Origin of the sequence: Hyphomicrobium denitrificans ATCC 51888, from assembly GCF_000143145.1 — a bacterium.
Lineage (GTDB): Bacteria > Pseudomonadota > Alphaproteobacteria > Rhizobiales > Hyphomicrobiaceae > Hyphomicrobium_B > Hyphomicrobium_B denitrificans.
Genome location: NC_014313.1, coordinates 96209 through 112441 on the forward strand (window position 1 = coordinate 96209; position 16233 = coordinate 112441).

At 59.0% G+C, this 16233-nt stretch carries 12 protein-coding genes; 9 read left to right on the forward strand and 3 right to left on the reverse strand.

What is annotated here, in order from left to right; all coding sequences use genetic code 11:
* The first annotated feature begins 2 nt into the window (after nucleotides 1-2).
* The 5 genes from HDEN_RS18530 (at nucleotide 3) to HDEN_RS00435 (ending at nucleotide 4497) form a co-directional block, all read left to right on the forward strand.
* Nucleotides 3-608 (forward strand): dimethylamine monooxygenase subunit DmmA family protein, encoded by a 606-nt coding sequence (locus HDEN_RS18530; protein WP_013214128.1) that lies wholly within the window; start codon nucleotides 3-5, stop codon nucleotides 606-608.
* Complete coding sequence (locus HDEN_RS00420) at nucleotides 605-1564, forward strand: PDR/VanB family oxidoreductase (RefSeq protein WP_013214129.1); 960 nt, start codon at nucleotides 605-607, stop codon at nucleotides 1562-1564. The genes HDEN_RS18530 and HDEN_RS00420 overlap by 4 nt, the downstream gene beginning before the upstream one ends.
* 28 nt (nucleotides 1565-1592) lie before the next feature.
* Nucleotides 1593-2633: a heme-dependent oxidative N-demethylase family protein gene (locus HDEN_RS00425; protein WP_013214130.1), complete on the forward strand. Its 1041-nt coding sequence runs from the start codon at nucleotides 1593-1595 to the stop codon at nucleotides 2631-2633.
* A gap of 59 nt (nucleotides 2634-2692) precedes the next feature.
* A complete protein-coding gene (locus HDEN_RS00430; protein ID WP_013214131.1) occupies nucleotides 2693-3811 on the forward strand; it encodes an aminomethyl transferase family protein in 1119 nt (372 codons plus the stop codon).
* A gap of 254 nt (nucleotides 3812-4065) precedes the next feature.
* Nucleotides 4066-4497, forward strand: a complete 432-nt coding sequence (locus HDEN_RS00435) for a group II truncated hemoglobin (RefSeq protein ID WP_013214132.1) — start codon at nucleotides 4066-4068, stop codon at nucleotides 4495-4497.
* A 115-nt stretch (nucleotides 4498-4612) separates the two neighbouring features.
* Here the strand turns inward: HDEN_RS00435 and HDEN_RS00440 are convergent, their stop codons facing one another.
* Nucleotides 4613-5152: a VOC family protein gene (locus HDEN_RS00440; protein WP_013214133.1), complete on the reverse strand. Its 540-nt coding sequence runs from the start codon at nucleotides 5150-5152 to the stop codon at nucleotides 4613-4615.
* 82 nt (nucleotides 5153-5234) lie between these two features.
* On the reverse strand, nucleotides 5235-5993 hold the full coding sequence (locus tag HDEN_RS00445; RefSeq protein WP_245256685.1) for a M23 family metallopeptidase: 759 nt from the start codon (nucleotides 5991-5993) through the stop codon (nucleotides 5235-5237).
* 423 nt (nucleotides 5994-6416) lie between these two features.
* Between HDEN_RS00445 and HDEN_RS00450 the strand changes: the two genes are divergently transcribed.
* The 4 genes from HDEN_RS00450 (at nucleotide 6417) to galE (ending at nucleotide 13998) form a co-directional block, all read left to right on the forward strand.
* Nucleotides 6417-7142, forward strand: coding sequence for a 4'-phosphopantetheinyl transferase family protein (locus HDEN_RS00450; protein ID WP_150103155.1), 726 nt, complete (start codon nucleotides 6417-6419; stop codon nucleotides 7140-7142).
* Nucleotides 7102-11187, forward strand: coding sequence for a Pls/PosA family non-ribosomal peptide synthetase (locus tag HDEN_RS00455; protein WP_013214136.1), 4086 nt, complete (start codon nucleotides 7102-7104; stop codon nucleotides 11185-11187). The genes HDEN_RS00450 and HDEN_RS00455 overlap by 41 nt, the downstream gene beginning before the upstream one ends.
* 187 nt (nucleotides 11188-11374) lie before the next feature.
* Nucleotides 11375-12877 (forward strand): cellulose biosynthesis protein BcsS, encoded by a 1503-nt coding sequence (gene bcsS, locus HDEN_RS00460; protein WP_013214137.1) that lies wholly within the window; start codon nucleotides 11375-11377, stop codon nucleotides 12875-12877.
* Between the two features lie 125 nt (nucleotides 12878-13002).
* A complete protein-coding gene (galE, locus tag HDEN_RS00465; RefSeq protein WP_013214138.1) occupies nucleotides 13003-13998 on the forward strand; it encodes a UDP-glucose 4-epimerase GalE in 996 nt (331 codons plus the stop codon).
* A 54-nt stretch (nucleotides 13999-14052) separates the two neighbouring features.
* On the opposite strand, the gene HDEN_RS00470 is transcribed toward galE, so the two are convergent.
* Complete coding sequence (locus HDEN_RS00470) at nucleotides 14053-16056, reverse strand: PhoX family protein (protein ID WP_013214139.1); 2004 nt, start codon at nucleotides 16054-16056, stop codon at nucleotides 14053-14055.
* Nucleotides 16057-16233: the final 177 nt, after the last annotated feature.

Below are 16233 nucleotides of genomic sequence, written 5' to 3' on the forward strand. Positions count from 1 at the left end.
AAATGATTCAGCCAGGATTTAAAAGTCGGCCGACTTACGAGAAACTGAAGCCGGACCCATTCGCCAAAAGCAATATCGTCATCGTCGACACCGAAGGAAGCAACGCATTCGTCGACATGGCGGGCGCTGCGAGCGCGGAATTTCTTGCTCGAACGACCATGATGCTCGATCGCGAGTCGGCATCGGATGACGCCGTCGCGAGCAAGGTGAGGGCAACGAATGTCGGAAACGTGTGGACCTTTCCGACGCTCGAAACTTTGATTGCGCGCTTCGACAGCGTGCTCGCCATTTCAAAAATGGGCACGCGAATCTATGTGGCAGGACGCGAGCCGCTGGTCGGATCCGTCGTGAAGACGGCGATTGCGCACGGTGTTTCTTATACTTCCGTCTATAGAGAGCACCGCGGATCTCTCAAGCGCCGCGTCCAGTGCGTGCACTGCAAGGGCTACACCGAAAACGTGACGACCAATCCGGTGCGCTGCACGCACTGTGGTCTCACGCTGCTCGTGCGCGATCATTATTCGTGGCGCATTGGAGCATATCAGGGCGTCTGCATCGACGCTGAGAAGCCGGGTGAAGTTCCAGAGACAAAGGTTGATTTTGCATGACTACGAACGCCTCGCGGCGTGTGCGCGTCGAGGAACTCGAGCGCGTCGCCAATCGCATCAAAAGATTTTCTTTCGTCCCTCTCGATGGGCAGCCGCTGCCGATTTTCTCTGCCGGCTCGCACGTGATCGTGACCATGCGCGACGGGAACCGCATATTCCGCAACCCGTACTCGTTGATGAGCTCGCCGCTCGACACCAGCACCTATCAGATCAGCGTTCTGCGGGTTGATGACACGCGCGGCGGTTCGGCGTTCATGCATGAGAATGTCTCAAAGGGCATGACGCTCGAAATCAACGAGCCCGTGAATCTTTTTCCGGTCGATCGCACCGGTCGGAAGCACATTCTGTTAGCGGGCGGGATCGGGATTACGCCGTTCATGGCGATGATGGCGCAGTTCAAGCACGACAAGACGAATTTCGAACTGCACTACGGCGTGCGCTCCCTGGAAGAGGGTGCCTACTGCAACCTGCTCAATGCAAACGACGCGGGTGTCTTCCTCTATCGCGCTGATCTCGGGCAGTTCATTCCGCTTGAGCAAATTCTCGAGAACCAGCCGCTCGGGACGCATCTCTATGTCTGCGGCCCGCAGGGAATGATCGACTGGGTTCTGAAAACGGCGAAAGAGCAAGGCTGGCCGAAAGAAAACGTCCATTATGAGCACTTCGCCGCGCCGCCACCAGGACGGCAATTCGTCGTCAAGCTGGCAAAGTCAGGACGCGAGATCGTCGTCGGCGAACATCAAAGCATCCTGGAAGCCTTGGAGCAGGCCGGCGTCGACGCGCCCTACCTGTGCAGAGGCGGCGCATGCGGCCAGTGCATCACGAACGTTTTGAATGTGAACGGAAAGATGCTCCACAACGACCATTACCTATCGGACGACGAAAAGAGCTGCGGAAACAAGATCGCGACCTGTGTGTCTCGAATGGATGGCGGCAGCCTGACACTCGATCTCTGAGACGCACCGTTAAATAAAGGATGATGCCATGAATACGATTTTCAAAGACGAGACATTCCGGGACGACTTTACATTTTCCAACAGCCCGGCGGCGATCAAGCGTTTTCCGTTTCCCTATTGGGAAGACAAGTATCGCTACTCAGTGAACATCGAGCCGCATGTGCCGGGCCCGAAGGGGTCGGTGTATGAATTTCCGTTCGACGTCGATGAGCACTACGTGTCGGATATGCGCGACCGGGCGCTCGTGCTGAAAGAAGATCCGACGCGTTGCCAAGCGCTGCCGCACATGATGCTGGCGCAGTGGGATACGCTCGAGCTGATCATGACCAGCCTGGCGCGCGACTATCCCGAGCACTTTTCGCTCGAGAGAAACGGTGACGATTGGCACTGGATCAATCGCCCGCTCAGAATCGAGAACAAGTTCCGTTTCGGCGATGCTTCGACGCTGCCCTACGAACCGATGGAATACATCACACGCCAGTGCCAGGGCGATTTCACGCTTTCGGATCAGCGCGACAACAATCTTTGGATGGACGCGGGCATCGCGACGGCGCAAGCCGACTGGTCGTTGGATTTCGATGTCGGCATGAACTTCATGGAGTGGCATGCACCCGTGCCGCTGGCGCATGAAGCAGGCGTTTTCGATCGCGCGCTGAAATTCCTTCTCGCTCTTCAGTATGGAAAGCCCGTGCGTCGTCTCAACTGGACGATGACGATCAATCCGCGCCTCGATACGAGCCCGGAAAATTATCACAAGTGGGGCCCCGATCGCGCGACCGTCACGCCGGAGAACGTGGGCGATAAGGTGCATTTGCGCGTCGAGCTTCAGGCGCTCTGGCGTCTGCCGCGCTCCAACGCAATTCTGTTTTCGATCCGCGCCTATCTGATCAAGATGGACGAGCTCGTCACCGACCTTAACAAGGCTCGGAGAATGCATCGTGTTCTTCAGACGCTGCCGCCGGAGCTGGCTGAGTACAAGGGCATCACCCGCTACTTCGATGTCACGAAGGAATGGCTCGCCAAGTACGATGACGGGAAGCCCACGCCTGTCGGCTTTCTGTTCGAATAAGAAAATAAGAAACGACAGTCGGGCCTAGGCCCTGAACGTAAATTTCAAGAGGATAGATAATGTCTTTTTCGCGCCAATCGGCTCTTAACGATCGCCACCGGGCACTGGGATCGGATCTTTCGACTGCCTGGAACGACATGCCGATCCCGCAGAATTATTCCACGAATCCCTATGACGAGACGGAGGCTGTCCGCAATCGCGCGGGTCTGTTCGACGTGTCGGGACTGAGATTGGTCAATGTCAGCGGACCGGACGCGCAGGCGTTTCTCAACCACCTTCTGACGACCGATATTTCGAAAACCAAGGCCGGCGATTCCCACATCAGCAACATCGTCAATGCCAATGGCGGACTGATCGACGACGTGCTGGTCTATGTCGATGGCCCGGACCAGTTCCGTGTCTCGCACGGCGGCGGATCGTTCGAGGAAGCGGCGGAAGCTGCCAAGGGCGGTTTCAACGTCAAGGTGGAGCGCGATAACGACGTCCACATCCTGTCGCTTCAAGGCCCGCTTGCACTCGAAACGCTGGCACCGCACACGCCGATGGACCTGGCCGGGCTCGGCTACTTCCGTCATCAGAAGTCGACGCTGTTCGGAAAGTCGGTTTCGCTCGCGCGCGGCGGATATTCCGCAGAGCGCGGCTATGAGGTGTTCTGCTCGGCCGCGGATGCGCCGTTCATCTGGGACTCGATTCTGAAAGCCGGCAAGGATGCTGGCATCGTTCCCGCTTCGTGGTCTTGCCTCGATATCATCCGGGTGGAAGGCGGACTGTTATTCTTCCCGTTCGATATGACGAACGAGGATACGACGCCTTGGGAAGTGCGCGCCGATTGGACCATCGACTTGTCGAAGCCGGCCTTCGTCGGCAAAGACGCGCTTGCCGCCAAGAAAGGCAAAGAGCGTTCGTTCATTGCGGGCGTTGAAGTCGAAGCAGCAAAGGCGATCGAACCGGGTTCGAAGATCACCGCGAATGGTGAGCAAGTCGGCGTCGTCTGCAGCTCGACGTTCAGCCAGCACCTGATGAAGTCGCTGGTCATGGCGCAGATCAAGCCGGAATTCACGAAGCTCGGGACCGAGCTGACGTTGCACGACGATAAGAATTACACGGGTACTGTGGTGCGCATGCCGTTTTACGATCCTATGCGCCTGCGAACCCATCCTCAATCGGAACGCGCATAATCCCTGTCATTCGGCATGTGCGCAAACTTGGCTAGGGGCGATGGCCTCTAGCCACTTTCATTCAAATCGCCGGCGGCTTTTCTGAGCCATCAAATTTGCCGCCGGCGTAAATCTTTGACGGCCGTCAATGCGTCGCGATGACGGTAGTCCAAAAGCAGCTCAAGTCGTCGCTTGAGCGAAACAATAAGGCTCGCATTACACGCGTATTTATATCGCTACACGATATATTTGGATGGAATTGGAAGGAGAAAGCCATGGCGCAAGCTAACATTTATCAGCGCATCGGTGGGGCGCCGGGTTTGCGGAAGCTCGTTGAGACGTTCTACGACATCATCGAATTCGAGCCGCAGGGCAAGCTCCTCAGCATTCTCCATCTTCGCGGCATGGGCATCGCGAATTCGCGCGAGGAGCAGTTCAATTTTCTGTCCGGATTCTTCGGCGGACCGAAGCTCTATATCGAGAAACACGGTCATTCGGACGTGCGGGAAATGCATCGCCACGTCGAGGTCGGTCCTGCCGAACGCGACTCCTGGCTGGAGTGCATGCAAATGGCGATCGAGCGATTGAATTACGATCGAGAGCTTGGCGACGAGCTGATGCGGCACTTCCGGATGGTGGCAAACGCTCTCGAGGTCGAGAACCGCACGAATGAGAAGAACAGGCAGCTTCTGGCAGCCTGGAAATAGACGCGCCGATTATCGCAGTCGAATTAGCGAAGCATTGAATTTCGACGCGGAGGCAAACTCTTCTGCTCCGCGCCGTAGGCTTGTCGCAAGGACGGTTGGCGATTATTCGACGCGATTATTGCGTCGGCGCTGCCGTTTTGACGGGAGAAAAGAGTCCGAAGGCATTGCCGTCGGGATCCTGCACGATCGCGATGCGTCCGATCTTTGTTGCATCAGCAGGCGCGCGCAAAATCTTGCCGCCCTTTTTCAGCGCTTCGCCGACGGCCGTATCGACATCGGCGACCTGAATATACATGAGCCAGCCCGGCTTCGGATCGCTCGCATCCTTGCCCTCATATTTCGTCATCCCCGCAGCTTCCGTCGAGCCGGCGGAAAACAGTGTGTAGGCCGGTTCGCCCGGTGCAGGCGCGCGTGAGTTGTCCTCGGCGGCGACGATCTTCGGCGTCCATCCGGCGACCGTTTGATAGAAATCGCGGCTGCGATCGGGATCGGAGGCGACGAGCTCATTCCACCAAACGGTGCCGGTATCGGCATCGGTTGTCGCCTGGGGACTTTGCGCCGCCACCGGTAACGACATGGCGCCGGTCATCAGCGCGGCTGCCAGAATCGAAAATGCGGCGTTGCGGCTGCGCGATCTATTTACGTTGCTGCGCATGGGTGGCTCCTGCTCAAAACCGAGAACTCGACGGATTAAAGCAAGAGCGATGCCAACGCTCGCACGAGCGCAAAGGCTACGCTTATTTCGGTTGGCAGGCCAAAATGTAGGTGAAGCCTCGATATCGATTGAAGTCGCGGTCCGCCTCGAACGGCGTGATGCGAACGCTCGTCCCATCCTTGGGCGGATTATTGATGCCAAGCATATACAGCGGGTCGATCAGCTGAGCGGTCTCGTTCCACCATTCCGGGGCGTCGTAACGGTTTTTGCGCCAAACGAGATCATCGCTACCGACTTCCCAGACCTCCCAATGGACTTCGGGAAGATAAGATGACTGCTCGCCCGGACGACTGACGCGCGCCAGCTTTTGTCCGCGTTCAATCTTCTGTCCGACCTTGAAATGCTTGATCTCGTCGAAGTTCAGGTGATCGAACTCCGAATAGTAGTATTTTGAGCCGTTCGGTAAATTCACGTCGCGGCGATCGTGTTTCAAAAGAAGAGCGCCTTCCGAACCCCACTGCCAATTGGCTTCCCATACGGCGCGAACCGTTCCGGATGCTGGGGCGAGAATCCATTCTCCGAATTTTCCTGCGTCGATGCCGGAGTGAATCTCGTCCCGGCGCGACCCATCGATATCGATCCAGCTTGCGTAGAGCGACGTGATTGGAGAGCACTTGAAGTTCGACGGATAGACGGGTTTCAGACCGGTTTCCTTAATCCCGTAGCCTTTTTTCATGTCAGCCGTGTCGATTGCCTCGGGTTCCGATTGCGCCGCCTTCGGATTCAACGCCAAGGGCGCGCCGATGCCGAAGACGGCGATCGTCGCCAATGCAAATTGCACGCCTCGATTTTGTTTGGATTTCGTCACGCGGGTCCCGTCTGGCACGCGATCGCCGCATCAACTGCATGATGACGGCGGAGCGCACACGGTCTCTCACATATGCGCTCGATCGAATTTGACCAGAGCATCAACGGTCAATCGTAAACGATATTTTCACTTTTAATCGCGCGAACGCAATTTGATTCAATTGCAAAGGTTGCCGACCGGTTAATTGGCACGTCTTTTTAAAGCAGATCGCAGACGGCCCCATCCTGGCATCGAGGCTCTTCTGTGTATTGCGGCGAATTCATCTCCAAGAAATCGGCTTTTGCCACGATTTTTAGTCGAATTGGATCGCTTTTCGGCCGCGGCGTCGCGTTATCAGAAGCAACGCCGAGGGATGATCGACGCGCGCCGATTGAGGGACAAGAGGCCGTTCCAGGTGTGCGGATTTGGTACGTCGAACACAATCCAAACGCCAATTCGGAAGACGCCAAGGCGATTTTAACCAAAGCCGACTTCGCGGAGTTCGCGGCGATCCGGCATTTGGAAACGCGCAACCGGTCGCTCGTTGTGAGGGCCGCTTTGCGTCAAGCGCTGTCGGACAGTGTTGGCGGAAAGGTGTCACCGGATGAGTGGCGCTTCGCACGCACGGAGAACGGTCAGCCGATCCTCGTGAACAGCGGAAACAAGCTTAAATTCAACTGTTCGCATACGTCGTATATGTCCGTCATCGTGGTTTCGACCGTCGGCGACGTGGGTGTCGATATCGCCGACGCGTCGTTCGATTGCGCCGCCGACTGGCTCTGCGAAGTCATGTCGAAGCCTGAACTCAAGGCCCTCGCAAAGCTTGCGGATGAAAAGCGTTCGGGCGCCGTTTCCCGGCTTTGGACACTCAAGGAAGCCTACGTGAAGATGCTTGGCACCGGAATTGCTGAGATCGGGGATGTCGCCTTCGATCTTGGTGACGATCGCCTTCTTTCGGGAAGTTCTCACGACTGGTTTCTGCAACCTGTTTTCAGGACTTGGATCGTCAACAATCAGGGGCGTCGCTACTCCGTAGCGCTCGCGTCGGGTTCTCCCACTTCGATGCGGGCTCCATTGAGCCGCTGTTCAAGTGAGGATTCCCGTGGCTATTCAAGAGATCGATTTCCAGCTTTGGCAGGATGAGAGGCCTCGCGAGCCACGTCTTCTACATCACCATTTCGAACAGCAGGCGCTGTTGCGGCCCGATCATCCGGCCGTGGAGTTCGCCGGCCAAGTCCTCACCTATGAAGAACTTGATTGCGACGCCAACCAGATCGCTCACTTTCTGGCGCAGAAGGGTGTCGGCGTTGGGTCTCTGATCGGGCTCTGCCTGAAGAAGTCGCCCAGGCTTTACGCCGCCATGCTCGGCATTCTCAAAGCCGGCGCGGCTTACGTTCCGATTGACCCGAAATGGCCGATGGATCGCATTCGGGCCATCGCCGACGATGCGCAGCTGAAGTTCATGGTGTCGGAAGGCTCTCTTGCCGACGGTTTCCAGGGCGAACTCGATGCGCCTTTGCTACGTCTCGATACGGCGCACGATGACATTCTGGTTCAGCCGGTCGTTCCCGTGATCGATTTCGAGCAGGCGCTTACGCCCGCTGCGCTCAGCTACATCATTTATACGTCGGGTTCGACTGGGCGGCCGAAAGGCGTGATGATCGAACACCGCAACGCTTTGGCGTTCGTGAAGTCGCTCAAGACCGTTTACGCCGTCACCGAAAACGACCGCGTTTATCAAGGTTTCTCGACGGCGTTCGACGCTTCGGTCGAGGAAATCTGGGCAGCATTCTCGCGTGGCGGCACGCTGATCGTGCCGACCGAGGAGATTCAGCGCTCGCCGGCCGATGTTGCCGAGTTCCTTAACACGAATGACGTGACTTATTTTTCAACCGTTCCGACGATGCTGGCGATGATCGACCGGGATCTCGAGACGGTGACGACGCTCGTGCTCGGCGGCGAAGCTTGCTCCAACGAATTGGTGACGCGTTGGGCCCGGCCGGGCCGGCGCATGCTCAATACGTATGGACCCACGGAAGCGACGGTCGTTGCAACCTGGTCGGAATGCGTTAGCGGCGAGCCCGTTTCGATCGGCAAGGCACTTCCGGGATACTCAACCTATGTCCTCGATGAAAACTTGCAGCCGGTGGCGCCCGGCGAATGCGGTGAACTGTTCATTGGTGGGGCCGGCGTCGGCCGCGGCTACATGAACTCCGAGGCTCTTACTTCGCAGCGCTTTATCGCAAACCCGTTCGAGCCGGAAAGGAAAGACCGGCTTTACAGAACGTATGATCACGTGCGTCTCGGAGACGATGGAGCGCTGTATTTCCTCGGCCGTCTCGACGATCAGGTCAAAATTCGCGGTTTTCGTATCGAGCTGTCAGAGATCGAATCCGTTCTCATCGAAAATCCGGCGATCAAGGCGGCCGCGGTCGCCGTGACGGAGATCGGCGAGATGAAGCAGCTTGCTGCGTACATCGTCGTCAACGAACAGGTGGTCGATCTCGACCGGCAAGCGATCGGCGAAAGTCTTCGCAATCGGCTGCCACCCTACATGGTGCCGCAATATCTCGATGTGATCGATGAACTGCCGATGATGTCGAGCGGCAAGGTCGATCGCAAGAGCTTGCCCAAGCCTCAGACGCTGCTGAACGGGCCGAGCGAAATTGTTCTGCCGGAAAGCGATCTCGAGAAGCGGCTTGCGGCATCGTGGGCCACGGCGTTTCAGATTTCCGAGCTTTCGGTGACGGCGGATTTCTTTCTCGACCTCGGCGGGCATTCGCTGCTCGCGTCGCAGGCCGTCAGCGTTGTCAGGGCCGCTGTGCCGGACGCGCCGATTTCCGTGCGCGATTTTTATGATCACCGCACGGTGAGGCAACTCGCGCGTGCTCTTGAAGCGCGTGGCTTCGTCGGGGCGGCGAGTTCCGATGACGCGGCCGCTCAGGTAAAGCCAGGCAAGCAGACCGGGGTGCTGATGCGCTGGACGGTTGCGACGCTGCAGGCCATCAGTATCTTTGTCTATTACGGCATCGTCGCTGCGCCGCTGGCGTTTGTCGCCGTGCTTGCGACGGCGGTAATCGACGGAGAAATTGCGTGGCCTCAGGCTGCGGCGATCATGACTGCGGTCGGCTTTGGAATTTGGCCGTGCGCGTTGCTGTTCACCGTCGCGCTCAAATGGCTGGTCATCGGGCGCGTGAAGCCGGGCCGTTATCCGCTTTGGAGCTTCTATTATTTCCGCTGGTGGCTGGTGCAGTGCTTCCAGCCGCTTGGCTGGGCGGACATGTTTTCCGGCACACCGCTGATGAGTCTTTACTGGCGCGCGATGGGCGCCAAGATCGGTCGCAACGTCACGCTTTCGACGGCGATTTGCGGTGCGTTCGATGCGGTGACGATCGGCGACGGGTCGAGTGTCGGACTTGAAACGCAGATTTTGGGATATCGCGTCGAGGACGGGCATCTGGTCATTGCGCCGGTAGAAATCGGAGCGAACTGCTTCATCGGCATGCATTGCAACCTCGGGCTCGGCACGAGAATGGGGAACGGCGCGCGGCTCGACGATATGTCTGCGCTCAGTGACGGAACGGTGATGAAGGACGGCGAAGGCCGTCGCGGTTCACCGGCGCGGCCCGCCGATGTCGATGTGCCGTCGCGGCAAGCAGACTCGCGCAGAGGTGTGCGGTTCCTGTTCGGTCTCCTCCACCTCGCATCTATCTATGCGATGGGTTACTTTCTGCTCCTGACGCTTGCGCCTTCCATGGCTTTGATCCTTGGCGGTCTCTGGCTTGCGGGTCCGATGGGCGGCGCAATCGGTGCCTTCGCCGCTGTGCCGGTCGGCATTCTGACTTATGTCGGCTGCGCGGTTCTGCTGGTGCGCCTGCTGCCGCCGCTCGAAGCCGGAAGCATGTCGATCTACAGCGGAGCGTATCTCAGGCATTGGTTCGTCAGCTACCTGCTCGAGAACACCAAAACGATTTTGCAGCCGATCTATGGGACGATCTACTGCCCTTCGCTGCTGCGCGCGCTCGGGGCGAAGATCGGTGCAGGCTCGGAGGTCTCGACGGTTTCGCACATCACCCCCAATCTCTTGGAGGTCGGAGAGAAAAGCTTTCTCGCGGATGCCTGCCTCGTCGGCGGCCAGCGGATCAACGGCGGTACGGTCGAAGTTGGCAAAGTGAGCATCGGCGCGCGCAGCTTTATCGGCAACAGCGCGGTTGTTGCCGGCGGCCATACGATCGGCAGCAACGCCTTGATCGGCGCGGCGTCGACTCCGCCGGCGAACGTCAGAGACGTTCCGAACGACACGAAATGGTTCGGTGCTCCTGGATTTGCCTTGCCGCAGACTCAGCAGGAGGCCTCGTTCGACGACAAGGAAATCTTCGCGCCGACACGTGGAGCGCTGATCGCCCGCACGTTGACGGACACGGCGCGGGTTCTGCTGCCGGGGACAATTTTCGCGCTCGAAATGGTGACGTTCGCCACGCTGATTGTTCTCGCACACCGCGCGATGATGCCGACGTGGCTGCTCGTCCTCTTCGTGCCGCTGCTGGCGTCGGCGTTGGCGTTCGTGTCGATGCGGTTGTCGGCGCTTGTGAAAGCGGTATTCATTGGCCGCAACGCTCCGGTGACGAAGCCGCTCTGGTCGCGCTTCATCTGGAATAACGAGCTGGTTAATGGCGTTTATGAAACCGTCGCCGCGCCTGCGATGGCGCCGTTGCTCGGTACACCGTTTCTCGCCGCGTACCTGCGCTTGATGGGCTGCAATGTCGGGAAATGGTGCTATCTCGGCACGACGCTGTTTTCTGAGTTCGACCTCGTCGAGATTGGCGACCGCGCCTGCCTGAATATCGGTTCGACCATTCAGACGCATCTGTTCGAGGATCGGGTGTTCAAGGCGGACGTCGTCAAAATCGGCAACGGTTGCAGCGTCGGCAATATGGCGGTCGTTCTCTACGGAACCGAAATGCGAGATCGCTCGAACCTCGGACCGTTGTCGGTTCTCATGAAAGGCGAGATGCTGCCCGAGGCGAGCCGGTGGCATGGAACGCCGTGCGAGCCGGTGGCGCTGGCCAAGCCGCGTACGGCCGAAGCCGTCAAGCCGATATCCACAGAATTGGATATGAATATACAGTTAAAACCTGAGCGGCGGCGTGCGAAAGAAAGCGTGGGATCGCTACAGCCTGCGGCTTGACCGCAATAGCCGAAAAACTGTGACATGAGTGCCATTGCGCGTCGAGCTTTTCGGGCTTGACGCGCCCTTCGCCTCGACACCTTCAGCCGAATCACTCTGACTCGATTCTGAATTGAGACGCACAAAGAGCGCTGCCTTTTGGCTGGCGCGGTTGTGCAGGGTGTCAACGCCCTTTTGGAGTGGGTACATGAAACTCGTTTTGGGATCACTATCGGCTGCAGCACTGCTGTGCTCCATGGCAAGCGCTGCGTACGCAGATGGTCCTTTCGGCTCCTTGAAGGATACGGCGCCGGTTATCGAGCAGCCGACCTGGTCGGGAGTTTATTTCGGTGCGGGCTGGGGCTACGGTCACAACCGCTCGAAGAATAACTATCGCGACAGTAGTGGTGACGCCGATTCATCTTCATCACGCACCGAGCACGCGGACGGCGGACTGGTCTCGCTGCTTTATGGCGCGGACCGGCAGATCGGCGACCGGTTCGTTGTCGGTATCTTCGGCGATATCGATCTTTCGGATATCACGCGCGGCAACCGCGATGAACACAACGCGCTTGAGATCGACCGCGCCTGGGCGATCGGCGCACGAGCCGGTTTCCTCCTCAACAGCCGCACGCTGATCTTTGCGACGGCAGGCTATACGCAAGCGCATTTCGACAATGATGGCTGGTGGGACATCGATCCGCCTTCGTCTCCGGGAACGACACTGCGCGGCCGTGGCTCGCGCACGTTCGGGGGCTACTTCGTTGGCGGCGGCGTCGAAACGCGGTTGACCGATAACTTCTTCCTGCGCGGCGAAGTGCGGTACTCCGACTTCGCGGGACGCGTGACGAACTCAGGAAATTTTGACGATGCGGACTACGTTGACTCGGAAGTTCCGTCTCTTCTGACGGCACGCGCGTCGCTGGTTTACAAGCTCGGGCGTTCGGAGGTTCTGAACCCGGGCAGTGAAATCGATGATACGCAAGGTCCCAAGTACATCAGCTACGCGGGCGCCGAGGGTGCGAACCACGCTTGGGCTTTCTATACCGGCGCGCTCGCCAAGCTGAACGGCGGCTTCTACACCGATGGCTTTGTCCTGCGTTCGGAAGGCATCATCGCCGACTACGATTATCGGGCGACGGGCGATCCGAGTACGACTGCCGATCCGGGTGCATCGGCGCCGGCTGGCACCAAGATCGATGCCAGAGACCGTTCTCTCGACGTGATGCTCGGTTATCAGTGGGTGCGGGACAGATGGAGTGCAACCGCCTATATCGGTTACGAAGTGCGCGACGTGCACCTGTCGCCGGATGACCTGCATAATGACGTTCGCGGCACGGACTCCGGCCTGAAGGTCGCCTTCGAACTTGAAACCGACGACGCAAGCGACGATCGCTTCTACGGTTCGTTCGAAACCAGCTATTCGATGGCCTTCAATTCGTATTGGGCGCAGGGCCGGCTCGGTTATAACTTCCAGAAGATGTTCGGTGCCGAAAGCATCATCTTCGGACCGGAAGCCTCGGTTCTTGATGACGATGGCGATGTCGCGACGCGCGTCGGTGCGTTCACGACCTTGCGCTATAACGTGACGCCGAAAGTTCCGATGCGCTTGACGTTCAATATCGGCAATCAGTTCGTCAACGACAGCGGTGAATCCCGCAGCGGCGGCGAAGGCCTCTACGGCGGTGGCATGGTCCGCTTCGACTACTGATGGCCGTCCGGCAGCAAGCTCCGGCTGCATGCCGACGATGATTTAAAGCGCTTCCGTTTCCCGACGGGGGCGCTTTTTCTTGTGCGATTATGTTCGGAAAAGCTTCGGAAGGTTGTTGCAACGTCATGAGCGTCTTGGTCACCGGCGGCGCCGGATACATCGGCAGCCATATGGTTCTGGAGCTTCTGGATGCCGGCGAGAAAGTTGTCGTCATCGACAACCTGTCGACGGGCTATCACTGGGCCGTCGCCCCGGGAGCAGATCTCGTCGTGGCGGATATTGCTGACACCGACGTCGTTCGGCAAACGATCCGCGACCATGATGTGAATGCGATCATCCACTTCGCGGGATCGATCGTCGTGCCGGAGTCCGTTGCCGATCCGCTCGGCTACTATCTGAACAATACGGTCAAGTCGCGCGGGTTGATTGCGGCGGCTGTGGAATGCGGCGTCAAAAATTTCATCTTCTCGTCGACAGCGGCTGTTTACGGCAATCCGAAGGAAAATCCTGTCACGGAAACGGCGGAGCTGGCGCCGATGTCGCCTTACGGATCGTCGAAGCTGATGACCGAAATCATGCTCACGGATACGTCGCGTGCGCACGATTTTCGCTTCGTCGCGCTGCGCTATTTCAACGTCGCAGGCGCCGATTACAAAGGCCGCTCGGGACAGTCGACGCCCAAAGCGACGCATCTGATCAAGGTCGCGTGCGAGACAGCGGTCGGCAAGCGCGGCCAGATGGAAGTTTTCGGCACCGATTACCCGACGTCCGATGGCACGTGCATTCGCGACTACATTCAGGTGAATGATCTGGCGGCCGCTCATCGGGCGGCACTGAAATATCTACGCAGCGGCGGAGCGTCGGAGATCTTCAACTGCGGATATTCGAAGGGGTATTCCGTGCACGAGGTCATCGCGGCGGTGAAGCGCGCCTCGGGGAATGATTTCAAAGTCGTGCTGTCGCCGCGCCGGGCCGGCGACCCGGCAGCGATCGTTGCGGCATCGTCCAAGGTTCGCGACGCGCTTGGATGGACGCCTCAGCATGATAATCTCGATGAGATCGTGCTCCAGGCGTTGAACTGGGAGCGCGGCGTCGATCGCCTGAAAGCTTCGGCCACCTAGCAAAGCGTCGTTATCGCTCAGGCATCGGCCGGGTGTTGCCGGCGCGGCTTCCCATCATGTTCCGATCTTGCCGCCGCCCTTGCGCGTGATGGCGACGACGGACGGACGCGCCGGCATGTCGGGTTTGAAGTCCGGCCAGCGCGTCGAAAGATCTTCGTAATACGAATAGCGGCCGAACTCAGGCCAATCCGGTCCGTCGTCGGCGGGATGCTGAACGGCGACGAATGCCGTCGTGTCGTCGGGCGTGAAGCAAGGGCCACACATTTCGGCGCCGTGCGGCACGCGAAAGAAGAGCTTCGACGTGGCGCGCGATGGTCCATCGGTGTCGACGGCCCAAAGTCCATCGGCGCGGCCGGTTGCCTTGGCATCGTTGCCGTCGGTTGCGACCCACAACCGTCCTGCGGAATCGATGACGGCGTTATCCGGCATTCCGAACCAGCCGTTTTTGCTCGTTTCCGTGGAGAAAGTCGCTCCGACTGCCGCGACGGACGGATCTCCGCACTTGAGCAGAATTTCCCAGCGGCCGCGCGTTGCCGCGTGGTTGCCGCTCTCTTCGATGATTTCGATGATATGCCCGAAGGCATTTTCGGCGCGCGGGTTCGCGGCGTCGACCTCGTCCGGCTTTCGCTTCGTGTTGTTGGTCAGCATGATGTAGACGCGTCCGGTCGCGGCGTGGGGCGTGATGTCCTCGGGGCGATCCATTTTGGTAGCGCCGACAAGGTCCGCCGCGCGGCGCGTCTCGATCAGGACGTCGGCTTGATTGCTGAAACCGTTGGCCTCGGTGAGCGGGCCCTGCCCGAAAACAAGCGGCAGCCAGAGAACCGTTCCGTCGGCCGAGAATTTTGCGACATGCAGCGTGCCCGTGTCGAGCAGGTCCATGTTCGCCGCGCGGTTCGTGGGATCGAAGCGGCTTGCGGTGACGAACTTGTAGACATAATCGAAGCGCTCGTCGTCGCCGAGGTAAACCGCGACGCGGCCGTCTTTTGCGACGACGTTATCCGCGCCTTCGTGTTTGAAGCGACCGAGTGCGGTGCGCTTTTTTGGAACGGACTGTGGGTCGAACGGATCGACTTCGACGACCCAGCCGAAACGGTTGGCCTCGTTCGGCTCTTTAGAAAGATCGAAGCGATCTTCGAAGCGGCCCCAGGCATAAGGCGCCAATGGAATGGAGAGGCGCTGATAGTTCGCCGTTTCGCGGTGGCCCTCAGGCAGCGCGCCGGAGAAGTAGCCGTGAATGTTTTCTTCGCCCGAGACGAAGGTTCCCCACGGCGTCATCGCGCCGGAGCAATTGTTGAGCGTGCCGAGGACTTTGCGTCCGCTCGGATCGGCGTTCGTCTTGACGCGATCCGTTCCGGACACCGGCCCGGAGAGATGGATTTCGGTAGCGACTGTGACGCGCCGGTTAAGGGAAGAGTCCTTTATCAAAGCCCATTTGCCGTCGACTTTTCGGATTTCGGCGATCGTCGCGCCGTGAGCCATCGCTTCGATGCGGAAGCGCTCGGGCGTCGCGGCGTGCATGCTGAGCTTGCCGTCCTTGATCTCGACAATGCCGGGAAACATCAGATGCGGATTCGTGTATTCGTGATTGACGAACAGCACGCCGTGCGACGACGGATCGGCCGCGCCGGGCATCGGCAGATAGCCAACGAAATCGTTGTTATAGCCGAACTGCCGGGCCTGTGCTTCAGGCGCTTGCCGCGCCGGGTCGAAGCTTGGCGAATCCGGAAAAAGCGCGTCGCCCCAGCGAAGCAGAACATCGGCGTCGTAGCCTTCGGCGACATGATGGTGCGCGTCGACGCCGGCTTCGACTTCAGTGAAGTGAAACGCGGACTGGCTGGTCTCCGTTTTGGTGGCCTCGGCGGCAGCCAAGGCTTTCGCGCCGATTGTCGTTGAGATCGCCGATACGGCGAGCGCGCCCTGTAAAATTTCACGCCGCGAAAAGCGCCGGCTGATGATCTCGCCCATAGTCGGGTTGCCGGACGTGTTGCGCGGTGGTGCGTCGGCGTGCTCCAGCATGCTGGCTGCAAAAGGCGATTCACGTCGTTCGTCGGCGCTCATGGCTTGTCCTGACACGTCTGTTCGGGGGCACCAGCCTAGAGGGTTCCCTTGACGGATTCGCGACAGGACTCAGCGGCAAAGAGGCTCGATCCGCGGAGGAGGTGCGCTTCCAAACGCCGCGCGAATCCTGTGCTCATCGCGTGGCGCCGGGTGTTGCTATAGCGTGCTGGCTTACGA

Excerpts from the sequence above, each read along its gene's own strand:
- HDEN_RS00440 (WP_013214133.1), bottom strand. The coding sequence starts at position 5,152 with ATGCGCAGCAACGTAAATAGATCGCGCAGCCGCAACGCCGCATTTTCG.
- HDEN_RS00435 (WP_013214132.1), top strand. The coding sequence starts at position 4,066 with ATGGCGCAAGCTAACATTTATCAGCGCATCGGTGGGGCGCCGGGTTTG.
- HDEN_RS18530 (WP_013214128.1), top strand. The coding sequence starts at position 3 with ATGATTCAGCCAGGATTTAAAAGTCGGCCGACTTACGAGAAACTGAAG.
- HDEN_RS00430 (WP_013214131.1), top strand. The coding sequence starts at position 2,693 with ATGTCTTTTTCGCGCCAATCGGCTCTTAACGATCGCCACCGGGCACTG.
- HDEN_RS00425 (WP_013214130.1), top strand. The coding sequence starts at position 1,593 with ATGAATACGATTTTCAAAGACGAGACATTCCGGGACGACTTTACATTT.
- HDEN_RS00470 (WP_013214139.1), bottom strand. The coding sequence starts at position 16,056 with ATGAGCGCCGACGAACGACGTGAATCGCCTTTTGCAGCCAGCATGCTG.
- galE (WP_013214138.1), top strand. The coding sequence starts at position 13,003 with ATGAGCGTCTTGGTCACCGGCGGCGCCGGATACATCGGCAGCCATATG.
- bcsS (WP_013214137.1), top strand. The coding sequence starts at position 11,375 with ATGAAACTCGTTTTGGGATCACTATCGGCTGCAGCACTGCTGTGCTCC.
- HDEN_RS00420 (WP_013214129.1), top strand. The coding sequence starts at position 605 with ATGACTACGAACGCCTCGCGGCGTGTGCGCGTCGAGGAACTCGAGCGC.